Origin of the sequence: Mesorhizobium sp. 1B3 (assembly GCF_050958605.1) — a bacterium.
GTDB lineage: Bacteria > Pseudomonadota > Alphaproteobacteria > Rhizobiales > Rhizobiaceae.
Window position 1 is genome coordinate 50,663 of sequence record NZ_JBJHDO010000001.1, and the last position, 24,589, is coordinate 75,251.

Below are 24,589 nucleotides of genomic sequence, written 5' to 3' on the forward strand. Positions count from 1 at the left end.
TCCTGTTATTCTGCCGCCTGGGGATGGACATCGGCGACGTGATCGGCCGCCCGGAGAGGCCGGCGTTCGCGCCACTTCTCGATGGTCGCGTAAAACACCGGCACGAAGATCAAGGTCAGCACCGTCGCCGCGAGCATGCCGCCGAACACGGTGGTGCCGATCGACTGCCGGCTGGCCGCACCCGCGCCGGACGCGTTGAGCAGCGGCACGACCCCGAGGATGAAGGCGAAGGCCGTCATCAGGATCGGACGCAGACGCAGCCGTGCGGCTTCCTGGGCGGCCGCGACGATGCTCAAGCCTTCCTCACGCCGGCGCTTGGCGAACTCGACGAGCAGGATCGCGTTCTTCGCCGCGAGCCCGATCAGCATGACGAAGCCGATCTGCGAATAAACGTCGATCTGCATGCCGCGGATCCACAACGCGGCGATGGCGCCGAGAAGGGCGAGGGGCACCGAAAGCAGGACCATGAAGGGCATGGACCAGCTTTCGTACTGGGCCGACAGGATGAGGAAGCAGAACACGATCGCGAGAGCGAAGACGATCAGCGCCACGGAGCCGGCGCGGATCTCCTGGTAGGTGATCCCGGTCCATTCGAAGCCGAAGTCCCGCGGCAGCGCCGTGGCGGCGGCGCGTTCCATGGCCGCGACCGCCTGTCCGGAGCTGAAGCCCGACGCAGCCGCGCCATTGATCAGGGCCGAGCCGTAATTGTTGTAGTGTGTCACGGTCTCCGGTCCGACGATCGGTTTCAGCGTGCCGATCGTGTTCAAGGGCACCATCTCTCCGGATGCGTTGCGGACGGAAAGCCGCGAGATGTCGTTCGCTGATGCGCGCGCTCCAGGATCGGCCTGCAGCGTCACGCGGAAGGTCCTGCCGAACAGGTTGAAGTCGTTGACGTAGAGCGAGCCCAGGAAGATCTGCAGCGTGCTGAACACGTCGGGTAGATTGAGGCCCAGGAGCTTGGCCTTGTTGCGGTCGAGATCGTAGTCGAATTGCGGCGTCGACGTGCTGAAGGTCGAGAAGAGCTGCATCGGATCGATCTCGGGCTGCTTGCGCGCTTCCGCGATCAGCGCCTGCGTGGCCTCGTCGAGCGCCATGCTGCCGCGGGCGCTGAGATCTTGAACCTGGAACTCGAAGCCACCGGTCGTGCCCAGCCCCTGGATGGAGGGTGGATCGAAGGCGAGCACCATCGCGTCCGGTATCTGCATGAGCTGCGGCCGGACCTGCGCGACGATGTCGGAGGCACGCAGGCCGGGACCGCGTTCATCCCAGGGCTTCAGGATGGCGAACTGCGCGGCCGCGCTCGACTGGTTGGCGAAAGTCAGGAAGTTGAAACCGTTGACCGACCCGACCACGTCTACGCCTGGGGTGTTTTGGAGGATTTCACGTGATTTCCTCGCCACCGCCTCCGTGCGTTCCAGCGAAGCGCCGTCGGGAAGCTGGATGACGACGAAGAAATAGCCCTGGTCTTCAACGGGCAGGAAGGTGGCGGGGATGCGCTGCGACAGCATCCAGGTACCGCCCATCGCCAGCGCGAACAGCCCGAGCAATGCCCAGCGCCAGCGGATCAGCGTGCCGACGCCGCCCGCATAGGCGTCCGACAGCCGGTTGAAGCCGGTATTGAACCAGCGGAACGGAGCGAAGGTCGGCGCGCCGCGATGGCGCAGGAAGGCGGCACTCAGTGCGGGCGTCAAGGTGAGCGAAACGAGCGCGGAAATGCCGAAGGAGATGGCGACGGTGAGGGCGAACTGGTTGTACAGCCTGCCGGCAACGCCGGGAATGAAGGCGACAGGGACGAACACGGCCATCAGAACGGCCGTTGTGGCGATGATCGGGCCGGTCACTTCCTGCATGGCCTTGCGCGCGGCGGCGAGCGGCGGCAGACCTTCTTCGAGCTGCCGCTCGACATTCTCCACCACGACGATGGCGTCGTCGACCACGAGGCCGATGGCCAGCACCATGCCGAGCAGGCTCAGCATGTTGAGCGAGAAGCCGAGCAGATACATGACCCCTAGCGTGGCCACCAGGGAAACGGGGATCGCGATGACCGGGATGATCGTGGTGCGCCAGCTCTGCAGGAAGATGAAGACGACCGCGACGACGAGCACCAGCGCCTCGACCAGCGTGACCAGCACGTCATGCATTGAGGCAGAGACGAAGCGGGTCGTGTCGTAATAGGTGTGATAGGCGATGCCTTTGGGAAAACGCTTGGCGAGCTCCCCCATCTTGGCATTGACCTGGGCCTGCAGCTCGAGCGCGTTGGAGCCGGGCGACTGGAACACCGCCAGCACGATCGATTGGCTGCCGTTGAAATCGGTCGACGATGAATACTGCAAGGCGCCGAGCTCGATGCGCGCCACGTCGCGCAGCCGCACGATCGAACCGTCTTCCTTGCCGGTGCGGACCACGATTTCGCCGAATTGGGCGGGGTCGCTCAGCCGGCCTCTCGCGTTCACCTGCATTTCGAAGGCTGTTCCGGCGGGAGCGGGCGATTGCCCGATCTTGCCGGCTGCCACCTGGATGTTCTGCTCGGCGATCACGTTCTGGACGTCGACGGCAGTGATGCCGAGAGCGGCCATGCGATCGGGGTCGAGCCAGACGCGCATGGAGTAGCGGCGCTCGCCGAACATCTGCACCTCGCCGACGCCCGGCAGGCGCTTCAAGGGATCCAGGATCTGGAGATAGGCGTAGTTGCTGAGCGTGACCGGGTCGACCGACCCGTCGGGCGAATCCAGGCTCACCATCACCACGAAATTCGGGTTCTGCTTGGTGACCGTCACGCCGCTCTGGTTGACCAGCGCCGGCAGCATCGGCGCCGCCTGGGAGACGCGGTTCTGAACGTCCATGGCGGCGGTGTCGAGGGGATAGCCCACCTCGAAGGAGACGATGATGCGCGCCGAGCCGTCGTTGGAACTCGTCGAGGACATATAGAGCATGCCCGGTACGCCGTTGATCTGCTGTTCGAGCGGGGTGGTCACCGTGTCGGCGACCACCTGCGCGCTGGCGCCGGGATAGTTGGCGCTCACCACGATCTGCGGCGGCGCGACATCCGGAAACTGCGCCACCGGCAGAAGGAAATAACAGATGCCCCCTGCCAGCGTCATGATAATGGCGATGGCCGACGCGAAGATCGGCCGCCGGATGAAGAAATCTACCATGATCTGCTGGTTCCCTGACCGAGCCGGCCGGTACTTGCCGCCGCGAGCGCGCCGTAGCCGTCTGCATTGGCCAATCCGCCGTCGTCGATGATGGGCGATGCCGTGAGGCGTCGCCTGACATTGCAGAGCAGGCTCTTCATCTCGGCGATCTCGATGCCGTCGGCTTTCATGACGGCCCGGATCATGGGATCGGCGAGAATGCGATCGATCGGATGTACGGTGGGCGGTGTCATGACTTTTCTCCTTTCATCGACGGGGGACGATCGTCCTTCGCCGTGCTTCCATGTCCTTCCTGCGCAACGGAGCGATCCCTCTGGGACGCTCGCGTTTTTCCTTGTCCCCAGACGTGAGGTGACCGATAGGTTGCCGCATCGGGCTTGACTTGGCGCGCAAGGGTGTTACTTGTCAGTAACGCATACTTGTTACTGATCGGTAACATTTGTCAAGGTGCCCGGACGGATTTTTTGGCTGCGGTAATCGCGATGACGGACATGTGTACGACCCTCAAACCGCGCGAGCGCATCATCGGCGCCGCGCGCGACCTGTTCCGCAAACATGGCATCAACGGCATCGGCGTCGATGCGATCGTCGATGCCGCGGACAGCAACAAGATGACGCTCTATCGCCACTTCGGCTCGAAGGACGATCTGGTCGCCGCCTGCCTGAAGCAGGCGGCCCAAGAGGCGGAGGGTTTCTGGGGAACTCTAGAGGCTGCCTACCCTGGCGACCCGATGGCGCAGCTCAAGGATTGGGCGCGGCTGGCGGCCGACAAGCTGGAAATCCGGGACTGCAATTGCGAGATGGCCAGCGTGGCGTTCCAACTGGCCGACGGGGATCATCCCGCGCGCGCGGTGATCCAGGAATTCGAGCGGCTGCAAAGAGAACGGCTCACCGATCTGTGCCGAAGGGCAGGCATCGCCGATGCAGAGCTGCTTGCCAACACGCTGATCCTGCTTGTCGACGGCGCCCGCGCCAATCTCAGGGCATGCGGGACGGAAGGTCCCAGCACGAGCTTTACGCAGATCGCCGAAGGGGCAATCCGGGCGTTCGCGGAACGGAGCCGCGGTTCGCGAGATTAATGCATGTCGCCCAAAAGTGTGCAGCGGTTTTGGGCAAAACGACATGCACAAAAATAACAGCTAAAGCATGTTGGGCGAGTACCAATTCGCGCGACCTGCTTTAGATTGTCAGTTCCTAAGCGGCGTTGCTTTTGGATTTGGGCTGTATCCGGTCACCCCGGCCAGCGAGCAGGCCTTGGACTGAGATATCTTCATCCAGTTCTTCCCAATGAAGGCCGCGAGTGCTGATGATAACTTCATTGCGCTGCGCGACGCTCGCCTGCAGCAGTTTCGGAAACCAGGCCAGGGGGGCGCTCAGGGTGCGTCCATCGGACAGTTGCACCCACAGGCTGTCTGCATCGAACCAGACTTTAGTGGCTTTCACCAAAGAACTCATTCCAGGTATCCATAATCATCTGTCGGCGGTTCTTTATGATCTCCGACAATTCGCGCAATGTTTTGGCGCTGAAGCCGTCATTGTATGCGACCACTACCTCGGGCCAAAGCCAAAATTTGGCGTCCACACCGTCTCTCAAGACATGGATATGCGGTGGCTCTCTTGGATCTCCCTCGTTCGAGTAAAAGAAGAACCGAAAGCCTTTGTGCCGAAAGACGACCGGCATGGGCAAGCATCACGGCACGATCAGGGTGCCGGCGCCGTGTTCGGTGAAGAGTTCCAGCAGGACAGCATGCGGCGTCTTGCCGTTGAGGATAACGACGCCCTCGACGCCACGCTCTATCGCCTCGATGCAGGTCTCGACCTTGGGGATCATGCCGCCGGAGATGGTTCCATCCCTGATCAGGGCCTTCGCCTCGGCCACGGTCAGTTCGTCGATCAGCTTCTTGTCCTTGTCGAGAACGCCCGGCACGTCGGTCAGGAACAGCAGGCGTGAAGCGCCCAGCGCCCCGGCGATGGCGCCGGCGAAGGTGTCGGCGTTGATGTTGTAGGTGTGGCCGTCACGGCCCGGCGCCACGGGTGCGATCACCGGGATCACCTCCGAGCGGGCAAGCAGGTCGAGCAGCTTGCGGTCGACCTCGACCGGCTCCCCGACGAAGCCCAGGTCGAGGATGCGCTCGATGTTGCTGTCGGGGTCGATCATGGTCTTCTTCGCCTTCTCGGCGAAGACCATGTTTCCGTCCTTGCCGCAGAGCCCGATCGCCCATTCGCCCTCGGCATTGATCAGGGCCACGATCTCCTTGTTGATCGAGCCTGCAAGCACCATTTCGACGATCTCGACCGTCTTCTGGTCGGTGACGCGCAGGCCGCCCTCGAACTTCGATTCGATCCCCATCTTGGAGAGCATCGCGCCGATCTGCGGGCCACCGCCATGTACGACGATCGGATTGACGCCCGACTGCTTGAGCAGAGCGATATCGCGCGCGAAAGCCCTGCCCAGCGCGATGTCCCCCATGGCGTGACCGCCATATTTCACCACGACCGTTTTGTTCTCGTAACGTTGCATGTAGGGCAGGGCGGCCGAAAGCAGGCTTGCCTGCGCTGCGGCGGTTTCGGCGGTATCCGTCGTCATGAGGGCCTCGCGGAAGAAAGGGGTCGCGGCGTCTTAGCGGGAAACCGCAAGTCGGGCAATGATTCACCAGTCCGACGTTGCCGAATCGAGACGTATGAAAGGGCTAGGAAGCTGCGGCCAGCCGGGCCTTTCCGGCCGCTTGCGCCGGCGCCATCAGTGGCGCCCTGCGGCTCCGCCATCCCGATAGCGCTTCCATCTGGGCTGCGAGCGAAAGGAGGGTCTCCTCGTCGCCCGGCCTGCCCGCCGCCTGGATGCCGAGCGGCAGGCCAGCATCGGTCACATAGACCGGCATGGCGATCGACGGTTGGCCGGTGACGTTCTGGATAGCCGGCCAATGCGTGAACCAGAGACTCTTGTCCATCAATTGCCCGAGCAGGGATTTGATCCTGAGCAGACGGGTGAGCCGGAGCTTGTCCAGCATGTCCTCGATGAATTCGTCCGCACCTCCGGGGTCCATCGCCCCGCAGGGAAGCGGCGGATGCGCGATGATGGGCATCAGCACGGCGTCGTATGCCGCTGTCGCGGCGATGAGCTGCCTGGCGGCCGCGTGGAGTCGCTCGAGCGTGGCATAGACTTCGCCGGCCGAAAGCAGCTCGCCGAAACGAGCAAGCACGCGGGTTGCGCGCTCGACGTTGCCGATGATCGAACGGCCAGTCCGGATTGACTCCATGCGTATCGTGCCGGCGACCGCCGAACTGACCGAGACGGCGAAGCCAGCCATGAAGTCGCGGTCGATCATCGGCAGGGCGATCTCCTCGACCGTATGGCCGCCCTCTCGGGCAAGCGCGACCGCCGTGTGGAGAGCCGCCAGCGTTTCCGGCGAGATTTCCAGTCCGAGCGGGGACTGCCGATAGACGGCGAGCCTCAGCCGGCCGGGATCGCGCATGGCGGCGGCCGCGAATGTCCCCTTGGGCGGGCGGGCCGCATAGGGAGCCAAGGGATCGGGACCGTGCGTGAGATCGAGGAGCAGTGCGCTGTCGCGTACAGAGCGCGTCAGCGCATGATCGACGACGAAGCCGTACCAGGATTCCGTCGCGAGCGGCGACAGCGGCACCCGGCCGCGCGAGGTTTTCAGGCCGACCAGCCCCGTCGTTGCCGCGGGAACTCGGATCGAGCCGCCGCCATCCGAGGCATGCGCCGCCGGCACGACGCCGGACGCGACCAGAGCAGCCGCGCCGCCTGACGAACCGCCGGTCGTATGATCCGTGTTCCAGGGATTGCGGGTAATGCCGAAGGCGAGCGACTCCGTCATCAGGCGCAGTCCGTATTCGGGCGTGGTGCTGGTGACGATCGGGATCAAACCGGCGGCGAGGTAGCGTTCGGTCAGCACCGAATCGAAGTCCGGCACGAAGAAGGGTGCCTTGCTGCCGCCATGCACCGGCACGCCATTCCAGGCGATGCCGAGATCCTTGATGGCGAACGGAACGCCGGCAAGCGGCGTTTGGCGGTCGACTTTTCCGGCTCGTTCCCGCGCCTCCTCGTAGGCGCGCTCCGCAATCGCGTTGATGCGTGGGTTCACTCGTTCGGCCCGGGCGATTGCCGCCTCGACCAGCTCGATCGTGCTGACCTCGCCCTTGCGCACGAGTTCCGCGAGCCCCGTCGCATCATGTTCCCAAAGCAGCCCCTCAACCGGCATTTTGATCCTCCATCTGTTTTCGCGGCAAGCTACAGCATTGCTTGGAAAGGTGAGAACAATCTTTCGATGTTTTACTTCCACCCGCACCAGCGTTGAAAATACGAGGCAAGGGCGTAGTCTTTCCGCCGGGATGACCCCGCAAGACGTCAGCAAGCTCATCGTGCGGACCTCGATGAAGGATCGGGGAGCCTTCGATGCGCTCTACCGGCAGACGAGCGCGAAACTCTTCGGCGTCTGCCTGCGTGTCTTAGGCAACCGCGCGGAGGCCGAAGAGGCTCTCCAGGAAGTCTATGTGAAGATCTGGAACAAGGCAGACCGCTTCGCCATCTCCGATTTGAGCCCGATCACCTGGCTTGTCGCAGTCGCGCGCAATCATGCGATCGATCGTGTGAGGGCGCGACGGGGAGCGGCGGTCGGGATTGAAGCGGCGCTCGATCTCGCCGATCCCGCGCCCGGGCCGGAAGCGGCTGCCGTCGCGGCCGGGGAAAGCGAACGGATACACCAGTGCCTCGACGAGTTGGATAGGGATCGGGCGGCAGCCGTTCGGGGCGCCTATCTGAAGGGGGAGAGTTATGCCGAGCTGGCGCAGCGCCACCGCGTGCCGCTCAACACGATGAGAACCTGGCTGCGCCGTAGCCTGATGAAATTGAGGGAATGCCTCGAACGATGACGCTCACGGACGAACACGGACCCGAGCCGAGTGGCGACGACATCCTTGCCGCCGAATATGTTCTTGGCGTCCTGTCTTCGGAGGAACGGCGGGTGGTGGCGGCCAGGATCGACAGCGAGCCGGATTTCGCTCATCTGGTCGACAGTTGGGAGGCCCATCTCGGCCCGTTGGCTTCCGCTTACACGTCGGTCGAGCCGCCGGCTGGCGCCAAGGCAGCGATAGACCGACGGCTGTTCGGCCCATCCGCCGCTGCTGGGCCGGATGCGGACGAGGCTGCGATCGGCCGGCGCATCTGGTCGAGCCTCGCCTTCTGGCGTGGTCTTGCCGCCGTGGCTCTTGCCGCTCTTGTTCTCTATGTCGCCATACCGGCCTTCACGCCGCCGACCGAGCCTCCGGCTCCGCGACTGGTCGCCTCGCTCTCCGCCGAAGGCAGCGACGTGCGCTACCTTGCCGTCTATGACGAGGTACGCGGAGAGGTCAGCCTTTCGCACGTCTCAGGGCAACGCGCCCAGGACAGGGATTTCGAGCTCTGGATGATCGAGGGCAGCAATGCGCCGGTGTCGCTGGGCGTTATTCCGGCGGGTGCGACTGCGCATCTGACCGTCGGCGGAGCGACACGGGCGCGGCTTGCAGCCGGCGCGATCCTCGCCGTCAGCCTCGAGCCATCCGGCGGTTCTCCGACCGGCCAGCCCACGGGACCCGTCGTTGCCGCCGGCGATCTCAAGAGCATCTGATACCAATGGTCGATAAGATTGACCATTGGAGCGCGCGACTGCGCGCCGCGCCTGTTGGCGCGAAAGCCAAGTGGCCCGGATGGGCCGCGCCGGCGAGTGAGGCGCCCTGGATGTGTCAATATCCAGGGCCACTGGGATGAGAAAATTCTTTCCGGTCTCTGAAACTTCCCGGGATGGGTAGTCGTAGCTCCTCGCGTGCACCCCGATCGGGGGGCGTTAAGAGGAGACCACTGACATGCCGAAATACACAGCTTCGATTCTCGCCGGGACGATCGCCTTCTCGGCATTCACCTCGCTTGCCTTGGCCGCCAATCCCATGGTCGGCGGAGCTCCCATGTTCGCCGACAAGAACATTGTCGAGAACGCCGTGAACTCGAAGGATCACACGACCCTCGTCGCGGCGGTCAAGGCCGCAGGTCTGGTCGAGACGTTGCAGGGCAAGGGACCATTCACGGTCTTCGCTCCCACCAATGCAGCCTTTGACGCATTGCCGAAGGGCACTGTGGAAACCCTGCTCGAGCCCGAGAACAAGGACCTGCTCACCAGGATCCTGACCTGCCATGTCGTGGCGGCGGAGGCCTTCTCCAAGGATATCACGAAGATGATCGACGACGACGAGGGCGAGCATCCGATCAAGACGGTCGGGGGCTGCACCTGGACGGCGAAGCATGATGGCGGAAAGGTCAAGATCGAGGACGAGAACGGGAACGTCGCCACGGTGACCATTGCCGATGTCGATCAGTCCAACGGCGTGATCCACGTCATCGACAAGGTGCTGCTGCCGAAGATGTGAACCGTCTCAGAGGGCAGCAGCATCGACCGCGGCGTGCCGTATCCGTCCGGCCGCCGCGGCCAGCCCCGCACCGCCGAAATTGGGGCCTTGCGGTGCGGGGCGTCAGACCGTCAATGGGATTTGATTTCCGGACAGTGATCGTGGTGGCTTATGCTGGCAGCAGGAGATATGCCGATGAAACGTCGGGATTTTCTTTTGGCGGGCGCGAGGAGCGTCGTCTATCTCGCGGGTGCGGCGGCATTGTCGCGCCTCAACCGGACGGACTCTGCGCAAGCCGAGGCATTCGAAGTGACGAAGACCGATGCCGAATGGCGCAGCATCCTGTCATCGGAACAGTATGCGGTCCTTCGCAAGGAGAACACCGAGCGTCCCGGCACGAGCCCGTTGCTCGACGAAAAGCGCGAGGGCCTCTTCCATTGTGCCGGCTGCGATCTCGCGCTCTATTCGTCCCGGACCAAGTATGAATCCGGCACGGGCTGGCCGAGCTTCTGGGATTCGCTTCCCAATGCCATCGGCACACGGCGGGACAATTCGCTATTCATGACGCGCACCGAGTGCCATTGCAGGCGTTGCGGCGGACATCTCGGCCACGTCTTCGACGATGGACCGCCACCGACGGGATTGCGCCATTGCATCAACGGCGTGGCGCTGACGTTCCACCCTGCGGCGTTGTGATCAGCCGCCATGCGCGGCGAGCAGAATGGCCTCGCGAAGCTCATCGAGGCCCGAGCCCTTCTCTGACGACGTCGCCAGGACGGCGGGATAGGCTGCCGGGCGCTTGCGGATCCGCTCCAAAGTCTCGGCGATCAGGCGCGGCACGCCAGCAGCCTTGATCTTGTCGGTCTTGGTGAGCACGAGCTGGTAGGAAACGGCTGCTTTGTCGAGCAGGCTGAAGACCTCCTCATCGTTCTTCTTGATGCCGTGACGGGCATCGATCAGCATATAGACGCGCTTTAGCGTGGCGCGGCCCCTGAGATAGTCGAACACCAGCTTCGTCCATTTCTCGACCTGCTCCTTGGGTGCCTGTGCGTATCCGTAGCCGGGCATGTCGACAAGGGCGAGCGGGGGCAGGTCGCCGCCTTCGCCGGAAAAGCCGTCGGGCACGAAATAGTTGAGTTCCTGCGTGCGGCCGGGCGTGTTGGAGGTGCGGGCGAGACCCTTTTGGCCGATCAGCGCGTTGATCAGCGAGGACTTGCCGACATTGGAACGGCCGGCAAGCGCGATCTCCGGAGGACCTTCCGGCGGCAGGAACTTCATGGCCGGCACGCCGCGGATAAAGACCCAAGGGCGGATGAACAGGCTAGGGTCGATCTCGGTCAAGCCGTTGGTTCCTGGCGATTGATCAGTGCCTGTCATGACGAAACCTTCCCATAGCTGGTGCGTCCTTCGAGGCTCGCTTCGCTCGCACCTCAGGATGAGGACCGTAGCGCCGGCCAACCTCATCCTGAGGTGCGAGCGAAGCGAGCCTCGAAGGACGCATAACCGGTCTGACATATTGCGAAGCCCCGGCAGGGCCGGGGCTTCGCGGGTCGGGAACTATTCGGCCGGGCTCGGTTTCTTTCGGAACAGGCTCGCCAGATTGTCCCAGAGCTCGATCTTGGCGCCCTGACGCTTCATGATCACGCCCTGCTGGACGATCGAGAGGAAGTTGTTCCAGGCCCAGTAGATGACGAGGCCCGCCGGGAAGCTCGCCAGCATGAAGGTGAAGATCACCGGCATCCAGTTGAAGATCATCGCCTGGGTCGGATCGGGCGGTGTCGGGTTCATACGCATCTGCAGGAACATGGTGACGCCCATGATCAGCGGCCATACGCCGATATGGAGGTACTCCGGCACGGCGAATGGCAGGAGCCCGAAAAGGTTGAACAGCGAGGTCGGGTCCGGCGCGGCCAGGTCCTGTATCCAGCCGAAGAAGGGCGCGTGCCGCATCTCGATGGTGATGTAGAGAACCTTGTAGAGGGCGAAGAACACCGGGATCTGGATCAGCACCGGCCAGCAGCCTGCGACCGGATTGATCTTCTCCTTCTTGTAGAGCTCCATCATCGCCTGCTGCTGCTTCATCTTGTCGTCCGCGTATTTCTCGCGGATCTCCAGCATGGCGGGCTGGACCTTCTTCATGTTCGCCATCGATTTGTAGGACTTGTTGGCGAGCGGGAAGAAGACGGCTTTGACCAGAACCGTTGTGGCCAGGATCGCCAGGCCGAAATTGCCGAGCATCTTGTAAAGCGTGTCGATCAACCAGAACATCGGCTTGGTGATGAAATAGAACCAGCCCCAGTCGATCAGCAGTTCGAACTGACGGATGCCGCGGTCCTTTTCATAGGCGTCGACGGTGGCGACTTCCTTGGCGCCGGCGAAGACGAGCGTCTCGATCGTCGCCGACTGGCCGGCGGGAACATTGATAGGATCGGTCAGGAAGTCGGCCTGGAAACGGGGACGGTCGTCGGGGAAATAGGCGAAGCGCGGCTGGAACTCCTGTTTGCCCGACGGCACGAGCGTCGCCGCCCAGTATTTGTCGGTGATGCCGAGCCAGCCGTCGGACGACTTGCCGGGCTTGACCTCCTTGTCTTCCTCGATGGCCGAATATTTGATCTCCTGCAGGCCTTCCTGACCGGTGACGCCGATCAGCCCCTCATGGAGCACGTAGATGCTGGCATGGGTCGGCTTGTCGAAACGGGTGACGCGGCCGTAATTCGACAGCGACACGGGTGCTGCACCGGCGTTCGTCACCGTGTCGGAAACCGTGAACATGTAATCGCCGTCGACCGCGATGATGCGCTTGAAGGTCAGGCCCTTGTCGTTGGTGTAGGTCAGCGTTACGGGGGTTGCCGGGGTGAGCACCGGATTGCCTTCGACCGTCCACACCGTGTCGGCTCCGGGAACCGATCCTGTCGCGTCGTTGCCGACATAGCCGATTTCCGCGAACTGGCCGTTGGGAAGTGCCGACGGGTTGAGCAGTTCGATTGTCGGCGAGCTCTTGTCGATCGTCAGGTGGTAGTCCTTGAGGCGGATGTCGTCCAGGCGCGCGCCGGCGAGGTTGATCGAGCCGGAAAGACGCGGCGTGTCGATCTGGACGCGCGACGTGGCTGCCAGCGCGGAATCGCGCGTGGCTGCCGTGGCGCCGTCGCTGCCAGGAACCCCGCCCGGAGCACTGCCGGGAATCGCCGTCTGCTGGGGAACGTCGCCGCGGCTGGCAGGTTCTGTCTTCTTCTGCTGTTCGACCCGTTCGGCTTCGATGCGAGCCGCTTCGCGCTGCGACTCGACCCGCGGGTTCATATAGAACACCTGCCAGAGCGTGAGGATCAGCACTGAAAGCGCGATCGTGATGAAGAAGTTCCGGTTGTTTTCCATCGATGGACCTGGGATCTTACCGCTTGTTGCGGATGCGCCGTGTCAACTCGGCCGCCAACTGGCCGAAAGGGGCGGAGAGAATGTCGCTGCGCCCGACGATCACATAGTCGTTGCCCGGCGCCATGTCACCTGCGGCATGGCAGCGGACGGCTTCCTTGAGGCGGCGCCGGATACGATTGCGCCGGACGGCATTGCCGGATTTCTTGGTGACCGTGAAGCCGACGCGCGGCGCGCCGCCGTCGCCTCGATGGAGCACTTCCAGCGCGAAAAGCCGCCCGCGACGCGTTTCACCGCGCCGGACGGCCAGGAACTCCGCTCTCTTGCGAAGCCTTCGCGGCGGCTTGCCGGTCACCGGCAAGGCTGCCGCCTTCCTAGGCGGAGAGCCGCTTGCGGCCGCGGTTGCGGCGAGCGGCGATCACGCCACGACCACCCTTGGTGGCCATGCGGGCACGGAAGCCGTGCCGACGCTTGCGGACGAGTTTGGACGGTTGGTAGGTGCGCTTCATTTATTTAATACCGCGGTGTGCGGCCCTTCTTCATTCTGTCTCTTGATGAGCAGGAGCGTTCGCCGGCTTGTTCTCGCGCAAAACCAATTGCGCCGGACCAAGGACCCGAGCGTGAGCGGGCTTATATGGAGAAGGTGCCGCGAAGTCAATCGCGGGCTTTGCCGGAAAGCCAGGCGGCACGGGCCGGCTTTCCCGGTCTCCTGACATCAGGTTGGCAGGACGCAATGCTGGTCCGGAAAATCGAAAGCTGGCAAATGCGTGGCGAACACCTATTTTTGTTGCAACGCAAAAGCCACGGTTTGCAAGCCGGGCAAGCGTTGTCTCCCTGGCGGGGCAGGGGATCGCGGTAGAGGGCGCGTGCTATGACGGAACGGCCGGCCGGCGGGCCAGAACAATCCGACGACCTGACGCCAATTGCCAGGCGCGTGCCGGTCGTGCGTCGGTTGTCGACGAAGCTGTTGCTGCTCACCATTCTTTTCGTAATGATCGCGGAGCTCCTAATCCTCGTGCCCTCCATCTCCTATTTCCGGGTACGCTGGCTGGAGGAGCGCCTGGGCACGGCTGCATCGGTCAGCGTCGTTCTGATGCAGGGCGAGCCGGTCACCTTGTCGCGCTCCGCCCAGGATGAGCTTTTGAGGGCGCTCGGCGCGAAGGCCATCGCCGTGCGGGACGCCGGCGTGTCCCGCCTGCTGGCGGTTGCCGACATGCCGCCGCGTGTCGACGCACATATCGATCTCGCCGATATCGGACCCGCCGCCGCTGTGGTCGACGCGCTCGACACCGTGTTCTTCGGCGGCGACCGGATGGTGCGGGTGTTCGGCAAGGTCGGCGACAGCGATAAGGAATTCGAACTGATCTTCCCCGACCGCAAGCTGCGCAAGGCCATGTTGCTTTACGCGCGCAATATCGCGCTTCTGTCGCTGCTCATCTCCGTCGTCACCGCCACGCTGGTTTTCACCGCCATCAACCGCCTGATGATCGGGCCGATTCGTGGCCTACGGCAATCGATGCTGCGCTTCGCCGAGGCGCCGGACGATCCGACCCGGGTCTTGAGGCCGAGCGGGCGTCACGATGAATTGGGCATAGCCGAAAAGGAGCTTGCCGGGCTGCAGATGCAATTGCAGCGTACGCTGTCAGAGCAGCGCCATCTCGCCGATCTCGGCCTGGCGGTGTCCAAGATCAACCACGACATGCGCAACATCCTCGCTTCGGCGCAGCTCCTCTCCGATCGCCTCGCCATGGTGAAGGATCCGACCGTCCAGGCATTCGCGCCTAAGCTCGTGCGCGCGCTCGATCGCGCCGTCGCCTATTCGCAAGGCGTGCTGGCCTATGGCCGCACCCAGGAACCGCCGCCCATGCGCCGGAAGCTCAGGCTGCGGCAATTGGTCGACGAGGTGCAGGGCGTGCTCGGCATAGATCCGGGTTCAAGCGTCGAGTTCGAAAATCTGGTCGAGCCCGACTTCCAGGTGGACGCCGATTCGGAACACCTCTTCCGTGTGCTGACCAACCTGTGCCGTAACGCGGTCGAAGCGATGAGCGCCGACAAGGAAGCGTCGGTGGTGCGGCGGCTGACCGTCTCGGCCGAACGGACGGGCAGCATCAGCCGCATCCTCGTGGCCGACACGGGCCCCGGTCTCCCCCAGAAGGCGCGGGAGAACCTGTTCGCAGCGTTTCGCGGCTCGGCGCGCAGCGGCGGCACCGGTCTCGGGCTCGCGATCGCCAACGAACTGGTTCGCGCCCATGGCGGCTCGATCGAACTTGTGGAAAGTGTCGGCGGCCATACGGTCTTTGCCGTGATGATCCCTGACCAGCCGGTGCAGCTCGACGAGGCACGCAGCGCCTTCCGCCGGCCTGCTTGACGGGCGCCGGAGTTTGCCGGTGCCGCTTTTTCGTGCTTCTCGGCCGGAGCTGCCGCAGGGTGTTGTGGTCTTTGAAAGTTTTCGCATCGCCCCGCTTGCTTTTCGCGCGGCCAGTCGCTAGGTAGCACCCACATTCGCGGCCGGTTCTTTCGAACAGGCTGTCGGGCTGGTCGACAAACCGCCCACTGCGCGCCCGTAGCTCAGCTGGATAGAGCACCAGACTACGAATCTGGGGGTCAGAGGTTCGAATCCTTTCGGGCGCGCCATTTAACCACATGGAATACCTTCATTTTCTGTCTTCACCGCAACGGCTCCCCAGCATAGAAATCCCTTTTAGTCTGGGTTTTAGTCTGGGGTTTTTCGGCCGATGAGCGCGAAGCATCAGCACCAACAGCGCATGAATCTGTTGCGCGCCGCGCACTTTGAGACCGTTTTGCGCCACATTTGAGACCAAAGCCGAAACGAAAAACGGGCCGTTTAAGACCCGTTTTCCCTCTACGTTTCGGAACGCCGTCAATACGTCGCGACGATGCTCATGCAGATTTGATGCAGCTTCTCGATGGTGGCCGGCGTCACATAGATGTCGCCCTTGGCCGTGTCGGTCTTGTTCGGCCCGATCATATCCATCAGTGGAGCAGCGGTAAGCGCAAAAATTGGCGTACCAGCTTCATCTTTCCCGATGTCGGCATCATGCCGCGCACCAAAATAACTGCTGGCCGGGAGGAGTCAAACGCGCCCCGATGCCACGCAGCAATCGATAGGCGCTGCCTATGTCTCTGGAAACAGCTTCGGAAACAGGACATCCAGCGCATCGGCCGGAAAGCGCAGCGAGACCGGCCCCTTCGGTGTCTCAGACGCCAGCAGCCCGAGCGAGATCACGTCGTTGAACACTCGCCTTGCCGTCCGTTCGGGCAAGCCCGTGATGCGCCCGGCTTCGCCTCGTTCGAACTCGCCGCGCATAAGCGCCTCTTCCAGCAGGCGCGCGGCCTCCGGCTTCAGGCCGCTGCGCTCGGCATGGCTGCGCAACCGCTTCGCCAGCGTGCTGAGATCAAACAGGCCCGACATGAACGTCACCTGGTCGACGCAGACGCGCAGGAACCACAAGGTGAAGTCCGCGAGCGCACGCTGCGAGAGATTGCCGCGCCCGTCGAGATCGCCCTGACGCGGCATATCGGCGTGGTCCATCATGCGCTTGTAGTCCTTGCGGCTTTCGAGGCCGCGAGCCAGGCCCCGCGAGATCGGCAAAGGCCATGAGCCGCAATACCGGCCTCGTGCGCCATCGCATGACTCATCAACCTGCTGACGCGACCATTGCCGTCTGGAAAGGGATGGATGTAATTGAAGCGATGATGCGCGGCGGGGATGGCCAGCACCCGGCCGGCTTTACCCAGCTTCTCAAACCGATAGCGCCGCTCGAAATAGTCCATGAAGTCCCCGACCCTCCCACTGGAGGGCGGCACATGGCGGCCGACCGCGACGTCGTGTTCTGGCGCGGAACGCCATTCTCCGGGTGTCATGATGAATTCCTGCCCCGCGCCCTTGATGCGCAGCATCAGTTCTTCTGCGTCGCGGTAGAACTCAGCGTGCAGCCACCGGATGAAATCTACAGATGCTGGTTCCGGCAACCGCCCCTGCGCAGCCATCCGGTCGAGCTCTGCCTGAACCTGGACATGGGCAGCGGCCTCGATCTGCAAGTTGCGCCGCTTCTCGTCCTCGTCGAAACTGCCCGCAAGGGCACGCTCGATGTCGCGCGGCCGCGTGTCGTGCCCCTCGATGAGGTTGCTGTAGTAGGTGTTCATAATGCGCACGAGATCCGCCAGGCTGGCGGCCGTGCGCGGATGCAGGCTGCTCCCTAACGTGGCTGATGCGGCCGAAAGCTCCGCCAGTGCGTCCGGAGACGGTCTCGGACACATCCTCGAGCCGGGCTGGTTTGATCCGCTGGACGCTTTCTTCCATCAATCTGGCCGATCTGTGACTATTCTAATCACATGAGTATAAACACATATTCCGCACTGCATAAAGAATTTGGCCGATCTTTTGGCCGATCTTCCCATCAATTTCGCCTATAGCGACCGGCGCACCATTGGCCGATGTCGCTTGGAGCTACCGCCTTGATCTCAAATGATTAGTACCGCTCCCAGTTGGGGTATGGCCGATCCCATGGCCGATCTTGTCCGCAAGGCGGGGCGTTTCCTCGAGGACGGTCTGATCCCTGCATCATCAAGAAGGCCGCCCGAACTCACGCGCAAGGAGCGCAAGCAGCGCGAGGCGTTGCGCGACGAGTACGATGCTCTGATGGCCGAGCATGACCAAGCTGAAGCTCTCCGCCATCCCTGACAGGCCGGTGAAGATCATCGTCGAGCTGCCGACCGCCGTCCACCGCGATCTCGTCGCCTATGCCGAGATCCTCGGCCGTGCTGCCGGCAACAGGACATCGCCCGATCCGGCCAAGCTGGTGGCGCCCATGCTCCAGCGCTTCATGGCGACCGACAAGATCGCGATAGCTGTCGATCGTCCGTTCGCTACGGCCCTTGCGCACTATATGCGCGTCCCTGTAGCGCTCCCATGCGGCCCGCAGGGTGATGCCGACGATCGGAGCCGGCTCGGCGGTCGGCTCCTTAACCTCCTCCTTTTGGCAAGCTCCTCGGCCTTCGGATGCCCCGGCTGATCTTCGCGAGGTATTCCTTCGCCGTGGCGCGGGCCTCCCGCGTCGGCGTCTCCCTTGCGTCGGCGATCGTCACTGTAATGGAAGCTGCCCGCTTGCCGTCCTGGCGCAAATCGCCCTGCACGGCAAACGTCTTCCGACGCTTGCATCGCCCAAACAGCCGCATGCTCGAACAGCTCTTCGCGGCTTAAATGGCTGGGATGGGCGCCGATCCGTACACTCTCGTCGGCTCTGAAAAACTTTGTCCGATCGACCGCCTCCCAGTCACCGAAGGCGAGGCGCGTGAAACCAGTCCGAGCTTGGCGATTTCTGCAACAAAACCCAGTCATCACTTGTCGCCAGATTATGAGATTGTTTATGAAATCGCTGTGAGAATGACGATGAATGATTCTCGGAAATGTCCTTAGACTGAGTCAATTGCATACTGACCGCCTGAACAAGCCAATTGCCATTCATGGCTTCGATACCTTCGCCGCCAACTCGCTGAAGAACGCGCTGCTGAGCTCCATCTGCAATCATCGCTTCGTCCTGGGTACCGCGATGACGATGCTGCTGCCCTCGGCGCAAGCGTTCGCACAGTGCGCCCCATCGCCGCCTGCGGCGATCAGCATCTCCTCCGGCAATTGTGAGGATCCGGCGTTCACCGCGCGGGAGAGTCCGGGGACTGTAGTCGAGATCACCGGTGCGGGAAGCTACAGCGCCACCTCCACCCATCTTTTGGTGACCGGCAGCGGCTACGGTGCACATGCGGCCGGCGGCGGGATGATCTCCTTGACCGGCACGCCCGACAGCGCCACCACGCTGAGCGAGATCTCGACCTATGGCGTGGGCAGCCACGCCCTCTATGCTAGTGGCGGCGGGCGGATCACCGGTGACAATACTGCCATCTACACGAACGACGCCGGCGCTTATGGCATCGGTGCGGCCGGAACGGGCAGCAGAATTACGCTGACCGATAGTGCAGTGGACACCTACGGCGACGGCTCGTATGGCGCTTATGCGGCCAGCGGCGGGACAATCTCCCTGATCCGGGCGAATATCCAAACCTACGGCGCGGGCGCTTCCGCTGTCTTCGTGGACGCCGGTGGCTCGGTCATCCTCAACGACTTGAGCACCTTCAGCATGGGCGCAAGCGATGCCTTGGGCGCCGTCGCTTCGGGACGCGGCAGCAGCCTCAACCTGAATAATACTTATGTGAACGTCTTCAGCAACGACAGCGGCGGGCTGCTCGCCACCAGCGGAGGAACGATTACGACGAGCGGCGGCGCCATCGTGACCGGCGACTACTACGGAGGCACCATCATCGCCAACGCTCCGGGCATGCTCGCCCGGGGTGTCGGCAGCAGCATCCGGGTCAGCAATGGCGCGACTTCCGCTACCTATGGCGCGAACAGCCCGGGTGTATGGGCCGAGGCCGGGGGCAGGATCGACTTCTCCGGTTTCGGGATTTTCACCTACCAACCCAATTCTCCCGGGGCGGTGGCAAATGGGTCGGGCAGCACGATTACCCTGACCGACACCAGAAATCGCACGTCCGGTCCTTCCAGCTCGGGCCTGCTCGTCACCAACGCGGGCACGATCATCGTGACAGGCACCGAGATCAGCACCGGGTACCGGGCGACCGGGCCGGTCCTCGAGGCCCCGAACGCTATGGGCCTGGAAGCCCATGGCGCAGACGTGGTCGGGGCCGGCAGCCGGCTGCAGGCCGAGAACGGCACCATCACCACGAATGGCGACGGTGCCATCGGGGTCAGGATCAGCCAAGGCGGCACGGCCCTCGTCATCGACGGTACCATAACGACCAACGGCGCCGACGCCGTCGCCGTTGGCGGTGCCGACGGCGTTCGGGCGACCGACACCGGTAGCAGCGTCACCCTGATCGGCACCTCAGTAACCACCAACAATATTAACGCCGCGGGCCTGCACGCGGTGGCAGGCGGCACGATCGCCGCCACGGATGTCACAGTCACCACACAGGGGCAGAATGCTTTCGGCGCCCATGCCCAGGATGCTGGCAGCACCATCGCCCTCACCCATGCCGCCATCACGACCGCCGGAGCCGCCGCCACTGGCGTCCAAGCCAGTAACATGGGCGCCGTCCAGGTCACTGGCGGCTCGGTGATCACTACTGGTGCCGGCGCGCATGGTATCGCCACCATCAATGGCGGCACCCTCGCCGCCGCCGGGACCGCGGTCGCGGTGAGCGGCGCCGGATCGGCGCCGATCTACCTCGCTGGCAGCGCGCCGAGCACCGTGTCGGTCGTCGGCGGCAGCCTGAGCACCACCGGCGGGGCGATCGTGCTCGCCGAGGGCGGGATCGGCACCGTCTCGATCAGCGGTGGCACCGCAATCACCCCTGCCGTCGTGAACGGCCGGCCATTGCTGGCGCTGGTGACCGAGGATGCCGCGGGCAACCCGGCCAACCTGACGCTGAACATCGCCGGTATACCATCGCTCACCGGCGACATCATCGTCGATCCCTCGACCCTCAGCTACAATCTCGGCAACAGCCGCTGGGCGGGCAATCTCGTGCTGACCGGACCGGGTAGTACCGCCAGCGCCAACCTAGCTGCGTCGCAATGGACCGGCGACCTGCTGGCCGATGCCGGCAACACCGCCGACGTGGCGTTGGCGCAGGACAGCCTCTGGACCGGCTTGGCGCGGAACGCGACCAATGTCGCGATCGACACCCGCAGCGCCTGGAATGTGACTGGAGATTCCAACGCGACCAGCACGGTGACTAACGCCGGTCTGATCCAGTTCCTGGCACGGCCGGGAGCCTACAGCACGCTCACGGTCGGCAGCTATGTCGGCGGCGCCGGCAGCCGCATCGGCTTCAATACTTATCTTGGCGCGGACAACTCGCCGACCAACTTGCTGGTGATCGATGGTGGCCGAGCCAGCGGCACGACCTCAGTGCTGGTCAACAATACCGGCGGTCCGGGCGCGCAGACCGTGGCGGATGGCATCCGCCTTGTGCAGGCGACCAATGGCGGCGTCACGGCGGCAGATGCCTTCACGCTCCGTCAGCGTGTCGCCGCCGGCGCCTACGAATACCAACTCTTCCGTGGTGGCAGCACCGGCACTGACGACTGGTTCTTGCGTTCCCACCTCATCGACACGCCGACCCCGACGACGCCGAGCGGTCCAGACATCCCGCTCCACCGGCCGGAAGTGGCGCTCTACGCGCCGATCCCTGCGATCGGTCGGCAAATGGGGCTTACAACCCTCGGCACGCTGCATGAGCGGGTCGGCGAAGAGGAGAATATCCGTGCCCTGAGCGGCAGCGATTATCTCAATGGCGTCTGGGCCCGCGCCATCGGCGAACGCACTCGCAATCGCTGGGATGGCACCGTCGACAGCTCCGCCATCGGCAATCTCGTTGGCCTGCAGGCCGGCATCGATGTCGTCCGCACTGATCCCTATGCCGGTGGCCATCGTGACCATCTTGGCGTCTATGGCGCCTATACCGATTACAGTGCGCCATCGATCTCCGGCTTCGCCCTCGGCGTGCAGAATCTCCGCGTCGGCCGGCTGCAGATGAACGGCCCATCGGCCGGTGCCTATTGGACCCATTTCGGACCGAGCAACTGGTATCTTGACGCTGTCTTCCAGGCGAGTTGGTACGACATTTCCGCCCACTCCGATTTCGCCGCCGGCCTCCGCACAAAAGCTACCGGCTACACGGCGTCACTCGAAGCTGGCTATCCGATCCGATTCGGGGCGGAGGACCGCTGGCAGATCGAGCCGCAGGCGCAGGTCATTTACCAAACCATCTCGGTCGACCATTCGCGCGACGCCTATTCGAGTGTGAACTGGAGCGAGGGCACCGCCTGGACGGGACGGCTCGGAGCCCGGCTGCAGTATACTAGCGAGGACGCGCAAGGCACCCTCTGGCAACCCTATACGCGGATCAATCTCTGGCACGCCTTCTCCGGCAATGACAGCACGATCTTCGGCCAGTCCTCGCCCGCCATCGACACCCGCTTTGGCGGTACGGCGCTTGAGGTCGGGGGCGGCGTCACCGCGCGAGTCAATAAAAATATTAGTTTCTACGGACAGGGCAGCTACCGCTGGTCACTTGACGACGGCCGTAGCCGTCAGACCGCCGCCGCCGGTACTTTCGGCGTCCGGTTCAACTGGTGACCGCCGCGCGCTTGTCTTTGTTCTCAAGCGTTCTGCTCGGGTGAGTAGGTGGTGAGCGCCGAGAGCTCGCCGACCGACAATTCCTTCTTCGCCATTCGGAAACTCCTTGACCTCAACCAATGTTGAGGCCGTAGCAGCATATCCGCCAAGAGGAGACGGGCATGGCGGACAAGGGCACCGAGGCGGGGAAAGACACGGAGTCGTTCGTATCATGGAGGGAGTTTCTTGGAAGCCCTTACGCACCATCGCTGGCCCTGGTTTGCCTGGCCGTCTGGCTGCACGCGGCCGACAGCCTGATCGTCGCCACCATGCTCCCCTCCATCGTGGCCGAGATTGGCGGGGCCGGTTTGGTGGGCTGATCTGTCTCGCTCTACGAGATCGGGTCGATCGTCGCGGGGGCGGCCAGCGCATTGCTGACCATGTGCTTCGGCCTGCGCGTGCCGATGAGTTTGTGCCGGTTTGGAGGACTATTATGTTGAGACATTTATCGATCGCGGCAATCTGCGCGTTGATGCTTGCAAGCTTCGGGCATTCCGCGTCTGGCGCGTCGGTCGGTGCGGGTAACCCCTATCCCGTCAGCGACTACACGTGCGAGGACGGCACGCGTCTGGCAGTGCGTCTTCTCGGTGATCGCGCTTCGGTATCCGTCAACGGCGCAGCCGCGGTCGATCTGCCCTCCATGGGGCCAGAAGGAACGACCTATTCGAACGACCGGCAGACGCTGACCATCGCACAGGGGCGCCTATCGTGGGGCATTGGCCGAGCCGTGCCGTCCGCATGCACCGGCGGTTGAGCGTCTCGTTTCGCTGCCGGAAAAATGATGTGCAAAGACTATTCTGCTCGGCCGCGCTCTGCATCGCCGGTTGTGGGCAGCCTGGGCAAGCGCCGCCCGCCGTCGAATTGAGCGTGCTCTACACGTACTGACCGTCGTGAAAGTCACGCCACGGCCTCGGGGGCGGTGCGGCAACTACTCGGGATAGACCTGAGCGTCCTCCGGTCCCGGCTTGTTGAAAAGGATGAATACCAAGGGGTTGCCGGGCTCGGACATTGCATCGCTGCGCTGGCCCGTAATCTCTCCGGCCACGCCGCTTGTATACTCCGCAACCACCTCGCCGAAGCTATCGCGCTGGAGGGCAACCTTCTGTCCAGCTTCGACCTTGTCGTTGAGTTTGACCAGATGTTCAACGAGCCCGCCCGTGGTGGCCAGGATCGGGAACGCACTGTTCCCGACAAAGACAGCCACGTCCTTGCCTGTGCGTCCCATTGGCCCGGCAACGATACCGTGATGCTTGAGGACATTCATTGTGCCTTCCACGAACAGCGAGATCATCTCGTGGTCCAAGACGCGCGCAGCGCCGATTTCCGGCGTGAACGCCGGGATGCCGACGTCCATAAACGCGTTGTGCAGGACACCGGGATATACATGATTGTCGAAGATCTGGCCGACGGGATAGAGTTCCACCATCGCCTGGACCTCGGGCACATCCATACCGCCAATATTGAATGCGGCGACTTCGAATCCGGTTGTCCCAGTGTGGAAATCGATCGCGAAGTCGGCGTTCGGCCGTAGCAGCCGGTTGAACAGGAGCCCTGCGTGTCGGCTGGGCGCGGTGGCGCCGTTCTCGTTCCCGGGCCACTCCCGATTCATATCGATCAGATCGATGCCTCTGCCCTGGTTGGGCCATCTGCGCTGCATGCTTTCCAGGGCCGGGCGGGACACGTCCGTGACCGCCATCACCGTGCCCGACATCTCCGCCGGGTCGAGCTGGTTCATCACGCTGTAAACCGTATGCACAGAACTCATCTCGTCGCCATGCACGCCACTGGTCAGGACGCCGCGCTTACCCGGCTTTGCCCCCTTCGCGACCGTCACAGACACATACCAGTGCTGTCCGGTGGGCATCTCAACGCCCTGAAAATACAAACGGTGCTTCTTGCCGGGCTCTAGGTCGTTGACGTCGAGCTTGGTGACGACTCTCTTTCCGTCGATTACATCGCCGGTATAGACCGTTCCTGATGCCGAATCGGCAGGGGGTGTCGCCGCGTCCTGGGCATTCGCAGCGCCAGCGTTGATGGCGACGGCGGCCGCCGCGCCGACCGTGGCAATGGATGCCATTATCAGATCGCGGCGGTCGATGCCTTTTGCGGACTTATCCGGCATGATGGGGTCCTTTGTGATTGTGAAAGGCACTGTCATTGTGAAAGGACTGTCATTGTGAAAGGCAACGTTCGTATGACGGCACTGCATGCACTTCAGTCGCAAAATTCCGCGCAACTTCAAATACGGGTATGCCGCTGAACTCGCAAGGTTGCGTGATTTCTGCGGGAGCCATGTCGGGGCTTGTGACCTTGCTGTGTCGCGTAATTCCTAAAGTTTTGCGACAAAGTCGCTGGCAAAAATCGGACTTTTGCGCCACTTCGCGGCCCGGAATTCCCTCCTCCACCTGCGCCGGTCAGTCACGTCAACTTCGCGGTTTTGACAATGGT

The 24,589-nt window shown here is 63.2% G+C and carries 23 protein-coding genes, 1 tRNA gene and 1 pseudogene; 12 read left to right on the top strand and 13 right to left on the bottom strand.

All coding sequences use genetic code 11. The annotated features are described in order from the left end of the window. Positions 1-5: 5 nt before the first annotated feature. Both ACCO56_RS00250 and ACCO56_RS00255 read right to left on the bottom strand, forming a co-directional pair. Positions 6-3,155 carry an efflux RND transporter permease subunit gene (locus ACCO56_RS00250; protein WP_433636510.1) on the bottom strand — a complete coding sequence of 1,050 codons (3,150 nt, stop codon included), beginning with the start codon at positions 3,153-3,155 and terminating at the stop codon, positions 6-8. Then, entirely contained in the window at positions 3,149-3,388 is a 240-nt protein-coding gene (locus ACCO56_RS00255) for a hypothetical protein (protein WP_433636513.1), read from the bottom strand. The genes ACCO56_RS00250 and ACCO56_RS00255 overlap by 7 nt, the downstream gene beginning before the upstream one ends. 144 nt (positions 3,389-3,532) lie before the next feature. Here ACCO56_RS00255 and ACCO56_RS00260 point away from each other — a divergent pair, with 144 nt between their 5' ends. Continuing rightward, positions 3,533-4,234, top strand: a complete 702-nt coding sequence (locus ACCO56_RS00260; RefSeq protein WP_433636514.1) for a TetR/AcrR family transcriptional regulator — start codon at positions 3,533-3,535, stop codon at positions 4,232-4,234. Between the two features lie 115 nt (positions 4,235-4,349). Here ACCO56_RS00260 and ACCO56_RS00265 read toward each other — a convergent pair whose 3' ends face one another. From ACCO56_RS00265 to ACCO56_RS00280, 4 genes are all read right to left on the bottom strand, one after another. Then, complete coding sequence (locus ACCO56_RS00265; protein ID WP_433636516.1) at positions 4,350-4,610, bottom strand: DUF2442 domain-containing protein; 261 nt, start codon at positions 4,608-4,610, stop codon at positions 4,350-4,352. Next, positions 4,585-4,836 (bottom strand): DUF4160 domain-containing protein, encoded by a 252-nt coding sequence (locus tag ACCO56_RS00270; RefSeq protein WP_433636517.1) that lies wholly within the window; start codon positions 4,834-4,836, stop codon positions 4,585-4,587. Before ACCO56_RS00270 ends, ACCO56_RS00265 begins: the two co-directional genes overlap by 26 nt. A gap of 9 nt (positions 4,837-4,845) precedes the next feature. Further along, positions 4,846-5,742, bottom strand: a complete 897-nt coding sequence (gene argB / locus ACCO56_RS00275; protein ID WP_433636519.1) for an acetylglutamate kinase — start codon at positions 5,740-5,742, stop codon at positions 4,846-4,848. Between the two features lie 103 nt (positions 5,743-5,845). After that, positions 5,846-7,378 (bottom strand): amidase, encoded by a 1,533-nt coding sequence (locus ACCO56_RS00280; protein ID WP_433636520.1) that lies wholly within the window; start codon positions 7,376-7,378, stop codon positions 5,846-5,848. Positions 7,379-7,508: 130 nt separating this feature from the next. Between ACCO56_RS00280 and ACCO56_RS00285 the strand changes: the two genes are divergently transcribed. From ACCO56_RS00285 to msrB, 4 genes are all read left to right on the top strand, one after another. Then, entirely contained in the window at positions 7,509-8,048 is a 540-nt protein-coding gene (locus tag ACCO56_RS00285; RefSeq protein WP_433636522.1) for a sigma-70 family RNA polymerase sigma factor, read from the top strand. Beyond that, positions 8,045-8,782: an anti-sigma factor gene (locus ACCO56_RS00290; protein WP_433636527.1), complete on the top strand. Its 738-nt coding sequence runs from the start codon at positions 8,045-8,047 to the stop codon at positions 8,780-8,782. Before ACCO56_RS00285 ends, ACCO56_RS00290 begins: the two co-directional genes overlap by 4 nt. A 235-nt stretch (positions 8,783-9,017) precedes the next feature. Further along, entirely contained in the window at positions 9,018-9,575 is a 558-nt protein-coding gene (locus ACCO56_RS00295; RefSeq protein WP_433636529.1) for a fasciclin domain-containing protein, read from the top strand. Between the two features lie 174 nt (positions 9,576-9,749). Beyond that, a complete protein-coding gene (msrB, locus tag ACCO56_RS00300) occupies positions 9,750-10,250 on the top strand; it encodes a peptide-methionine (R)-S-oxide reductase MsrB (RefSeq protein ID WP_433636530.1) in 501 nt (166 codons plus the stop codon). On the opposite strand, the gene yihA is transcribed toward msrB, so the two are convergent. From yihA to rpmH, 4 genes are all read right to left on the bottom strand, one after another. After that, positions 10,251-10,931: a ribosome biogenesis GTP-binding protein YihA/YsxC gene (gene yihA, locus ACCO56_RS00305; RefSeq protein ID WP_433636532.1), complete on the bottom strand. Its 681-nt coding sequence runs from the start codon at positions 10,929-10,931 to the stop codon at positions 10,251-10,253. A 180-nt stretch (positions 10,932-11,111) separates the two neighbouring features. Further along, positions 11,112-12,926 carry a membrane protein insertase YidC gene (gene yidC / locus ACCO56_RS00310; protein ID WP_433636534.1) on the bottom strand — a complete coding sequence of 605 codons (1,815 nt, stop codon included), beginning with the start codon at positions 12,924-12,926 and terminating at the stop codon, positions 11,112-11,114. 16 nt (positions 12,927-12,942) lie between these two features. Beyond that, positions 12,943-13,284: a ribonuclease P protein component gene (gene rnpA / locus ACCO56_RS00315; RefSeq protein ID WP_433636536.1), complete on the bottom strand. Its 342-nt coding sequence runs from the start codon at positions 13,282-13,284 to the stop codon at positions 12,943-12,945. A gap of 13 nt (positions 13,285-13,297) precedes the next feature. Then, positions 13,298-13,432 (bottom strand): 50S ribosomal protein L34, encoded by a 135-nt coding sequence (gene rpmH, locus ACCO56_RS00320; RefSeq protein ID WP_011579721.1) that lies wholly within the window; start codon positions 13,430-13,432, stop codon positions 13,298-13,300. Positions 13,433-13,794: 362 nt separating this feature from the next. On the opposite strand from rpmH, the gene ACCO56_RS00325 reads away from it, so the two are divergent. Together ACCO56_RS00325 and ACCO56_RS00330 are read left to right on the top strand one after the other, a co-directional pair. Further along, positions 13,795-15,291 (top strand): ATP-binding protein, encoded by a 1,497-nt coding sequence (locus tag ACCO56_RS00325; RefSeq protein WP_433636539.1) that lies wholly within the window; start codon positions 13,795-13,797, stop codon positions 15,289-15,291. Between the two features lie 189 nt (positions 15,292-15,480). Further along, positions 15,481-15,557: transfer RNA gene (locus ACCO56_RS00330), tRNA-Arg, on the top strand. Positions 15,558-16,059: 502 nt separating this feature from the next. On the opposite strand, the gene ACCO56_RS00335 is transcribed toward ACCO56_RS00330, so the two are convergent. Further along, complete coding sequence (locus ACCO56_RS00335) at positions 16,060-16,479, bottom strand: hypothetical protein (protein WP_433636540.1); 420 nt, start codon at positions 16,477-16,479, stop codon at positions 16,060-16,062. Continuing rightward, the gene (locus ACCO56_RS00340; protein WP_433636542.1) at positions 16,476-17,090 is read right to left on the bottom strand and encodes a Fic family protein; all 615 of its coding nucleotides are present in this window, start codon (positions 17,088-17,090) and stop codon (positions 16,476-16,478) included. Before ACCO56_RS00340 ends, ACCO56_RS00335 begins: the two co-directional genes overlap by 4 nt. A gap of 361 nt (positions 17,091-17,451) precedes the next feature. Here ACCO56_RS00340 and ACCO56_RS00345 point away from each other — a divergent pair, with 361 nt between their 5' ends. The 5 genes and pseudogenes from ACCO56_RS00345 (at position 17,452) to ACCO56_RS00365 (ending at position 22,895) form a co-directional block, all read left to right on the top strand. Continuing rightward, on the top strand, positions 17,452-17,628 hold the full coding sequence (locus ACCO56_RS00345; RefSeq protein ID WP_433636544.1) for a hypothetical protein: 177 nt from the start codon (positions 17,452-17,454) through the stop codon (positions 17,626-17,628). Beyond that, positions 17,597-17,785, top strand: a pseudogene (locus tag ACCO56_RS00350) (DUF2274 domain-containing protein); the annotation flags it as partial. The gene ACCO56_RS00345 and the pseudogene ACCO56_RS00350, both read left to right, overlap by 32 nt. Positions 17,786-18,373: 588 nt before the next feature. Continuing rightward, entirely contained in the window at positions 18,374-22,102 is a 3,729-nt protein-coding gene (locus ACCO56_RS00355) for an autotransporter outer membrane beta-barrel domain-containing protein (RefSeq protein ID WP_433636545.1), read from the top strand. A 161-nt stretch (positions 22,103-22,263) separates the two neighbouring features. Further along, positions 22,264-22,461 carry a hypothetical protein gene (locus ACCO56_RS00360; protein WP_433636546.1) on the top strand — a complete coding sequence of 66 codons (198 nt, stop codon included), beginning with the start codon at positions 22,264-22,266 and terminating at the stop codon, positions 22,459-22,461. A gap of 113 nt (positions 22,462-22,574) precedes the next feature. After that, a complete protein-coding gene (locus tag ACCO56_RS00365) occupies positions 22,575-22,895 on the top strand; it encodes a hypothetical protein (protein WP_433636548.1) in 321 nt (106 codons plus the stop codon). Between the two features lie 174 nt (positions 22,896-23,069). Here ACCO56_RS00365 and ACCO56_RS00370 read toward each other — a convergent pair whose 3' ends face one another. Continuing rightward, the gene (locus ACCO56_RS00370; protein WP_433636550.1) at positions 23,070-24,263 is read right to left on the bottom strand and encodes a M14 family metallopeptidase; all 1,194 of its coding nucleotides are present in this window, start codon (positions 24,261-24,263) and stop codon (positions 23,070-23,072) included. Positions 24,264-24,589: the final 326 nt, after the last annotated feature.

What these genes read in the sequence shown, in the direction of transcription:
- ACCO56_RS00250 (WP_433636510.1), bottom strand. Translation starts at nt 3,155, where the DNA reads ATGGTAGATTTCTTCATCCGGCGGCCGATCTTCGCGTCGGCCATCGCC.
- ACCO56_RS00255 (WP_433636513.1), bottom strand. Translation starts at nt 3,388, where the DNA reads ATGACACCGCCCACCGTACATCCGATCGATCGCATTCTCGCCGATCCC.
- ACCO56_RS00265 (WP_433636516.1), bottom strand. Translation starts at nt 4,610, where the DNA reads ATGAGTTCTTTGGTGAAAGCCACTAAAGTCTGGTTCGATGCAGACAGC.
- ACCO56_RS00270 (WP_433636517.1), bottom strand. Translation starts at nt 4,836, where the DNA reads ATGCCGGTCGTCTTTCGGCACAAAGGCTTTCGGTTCTTCTTTTACTCG.
- argB (WP_433636519.1), bottom strand. Translation starts at nt 5,742, where the DNA reads ATGACGACGGATACCGCCGAAACCGCCGCAGCGCAGGCAAGCCTGCTT.
- ACCO56_RS00280 (WP_433636520.1), bottom strand. Translation starts at nt 7,378, where the DNA reads ATGCCGGTTGAGGGGCTGCTTTGGGAACATGATGCGACGGGGCTCGCG.
- ACCO56_RS00285 (WP_433636522.1), top strand. Translation starts at nt 7,509, where the DNA reads ATGACCCCGCAAGACGTCAGCAAGCTCATCGTGCGGACCTCGATGAAG.
- ACCO56_RS00290 (WP_433636527.1), top strand. Translation starts at nt 8,045, where the DNA reads ATGACGCTCACGGACGAACACGGACCCGAGCCGAGTGGCGACGACATC.
- ACCO56_RS00295 (WP_433636529.1), top strand. Translation starts at nt 9,018, where the DNA reads ATGCCGAAATACACAGCTTCGATTCTCGCCGGGACGATCGCCTTCTCG.
- msrB (WP_433636530.1), top strand. Translation starts at nt 9,750, where the DNA reads ATGAAACGTCGGGATTTTCTTTTGGCGGGCGCGAGGAGCGTCGTCTAT.
- yihA (WP_433636532.1), bottom strand. Translation starts at nt 10,931, where the DNA reads ATGACAGGCACTGATCAATCGCCAGGAACCAACGGCTTGACCGAGATC.
- yidC (WP_433636534.1), bottom strand. Translation starts at nt 12,926, where the DNA reads ATGGAAAACAACCGGAACTTCTTCATCACGATCGCGCTTTCAGTGCTG.
- rpmH (WP_011579721.1), bottom strand. Translation starts at nt 13,432, where the DNA reads ATGAAGCGCACCTACCAACCGTCCAAACTCGTCCGCAAGCGTCGGCAC.
- ACCO56_RS00325 (WP_433636539.1), top strand. Translation starts at nt 13,795, where the DNA reads ATGACGGAACGGCCGGCCGGCGGGCCAGAACAATCCGACGACCTGACG.
- ACCO56_RS00335 (WP_433636540.1), bottom strand. Translation starts at nt 16,479, where the DNA reads ATGATGGACCACGCCGATATGCCGCGTCAGGGCGATCTCGACGGGCGC.
- ACCO56_RS00340 (WP_433636542.1), bottom strand. Translation starts at nt 17,090, where the DNA reads ATGAACACCTACTACAGCAACCTCATCGAGGGGCACGACACGCGGCCG.
- ACCO56_RS00345 (WP_433636544.1), top strand. Translation starts at nt 17,452, where the DNA reads ATGGCCGATCTTGTCCGCAAGGCGGGGCGTTTCCTCGAGGACGGTCTG.
- ACCO56_RS00360 (WP_433636546.1), top strand. Translation starts at nt 22,264, where the DNA reads ATGGCGGACAAGGGCACCGAGGCGGGGAAAGACACGGAGTCGTTCGTA.
- ACCO56_RS00365 (WP_433636548.1), top strand. Translation starts at nt 22,575, where the DNA reads ATGTTGAGACATTTATCGATCGCGGCAATCTGCGCGTTGATGCTTGCA.
- ACCO56_RS00370 (WP_433636550.1), bottom strand. Translation starts at nt 24,263, where the DNA reads ATGCCGGATAAGTCCGCAAAAGGCATCGACCGCCGCGATCTGATAATG.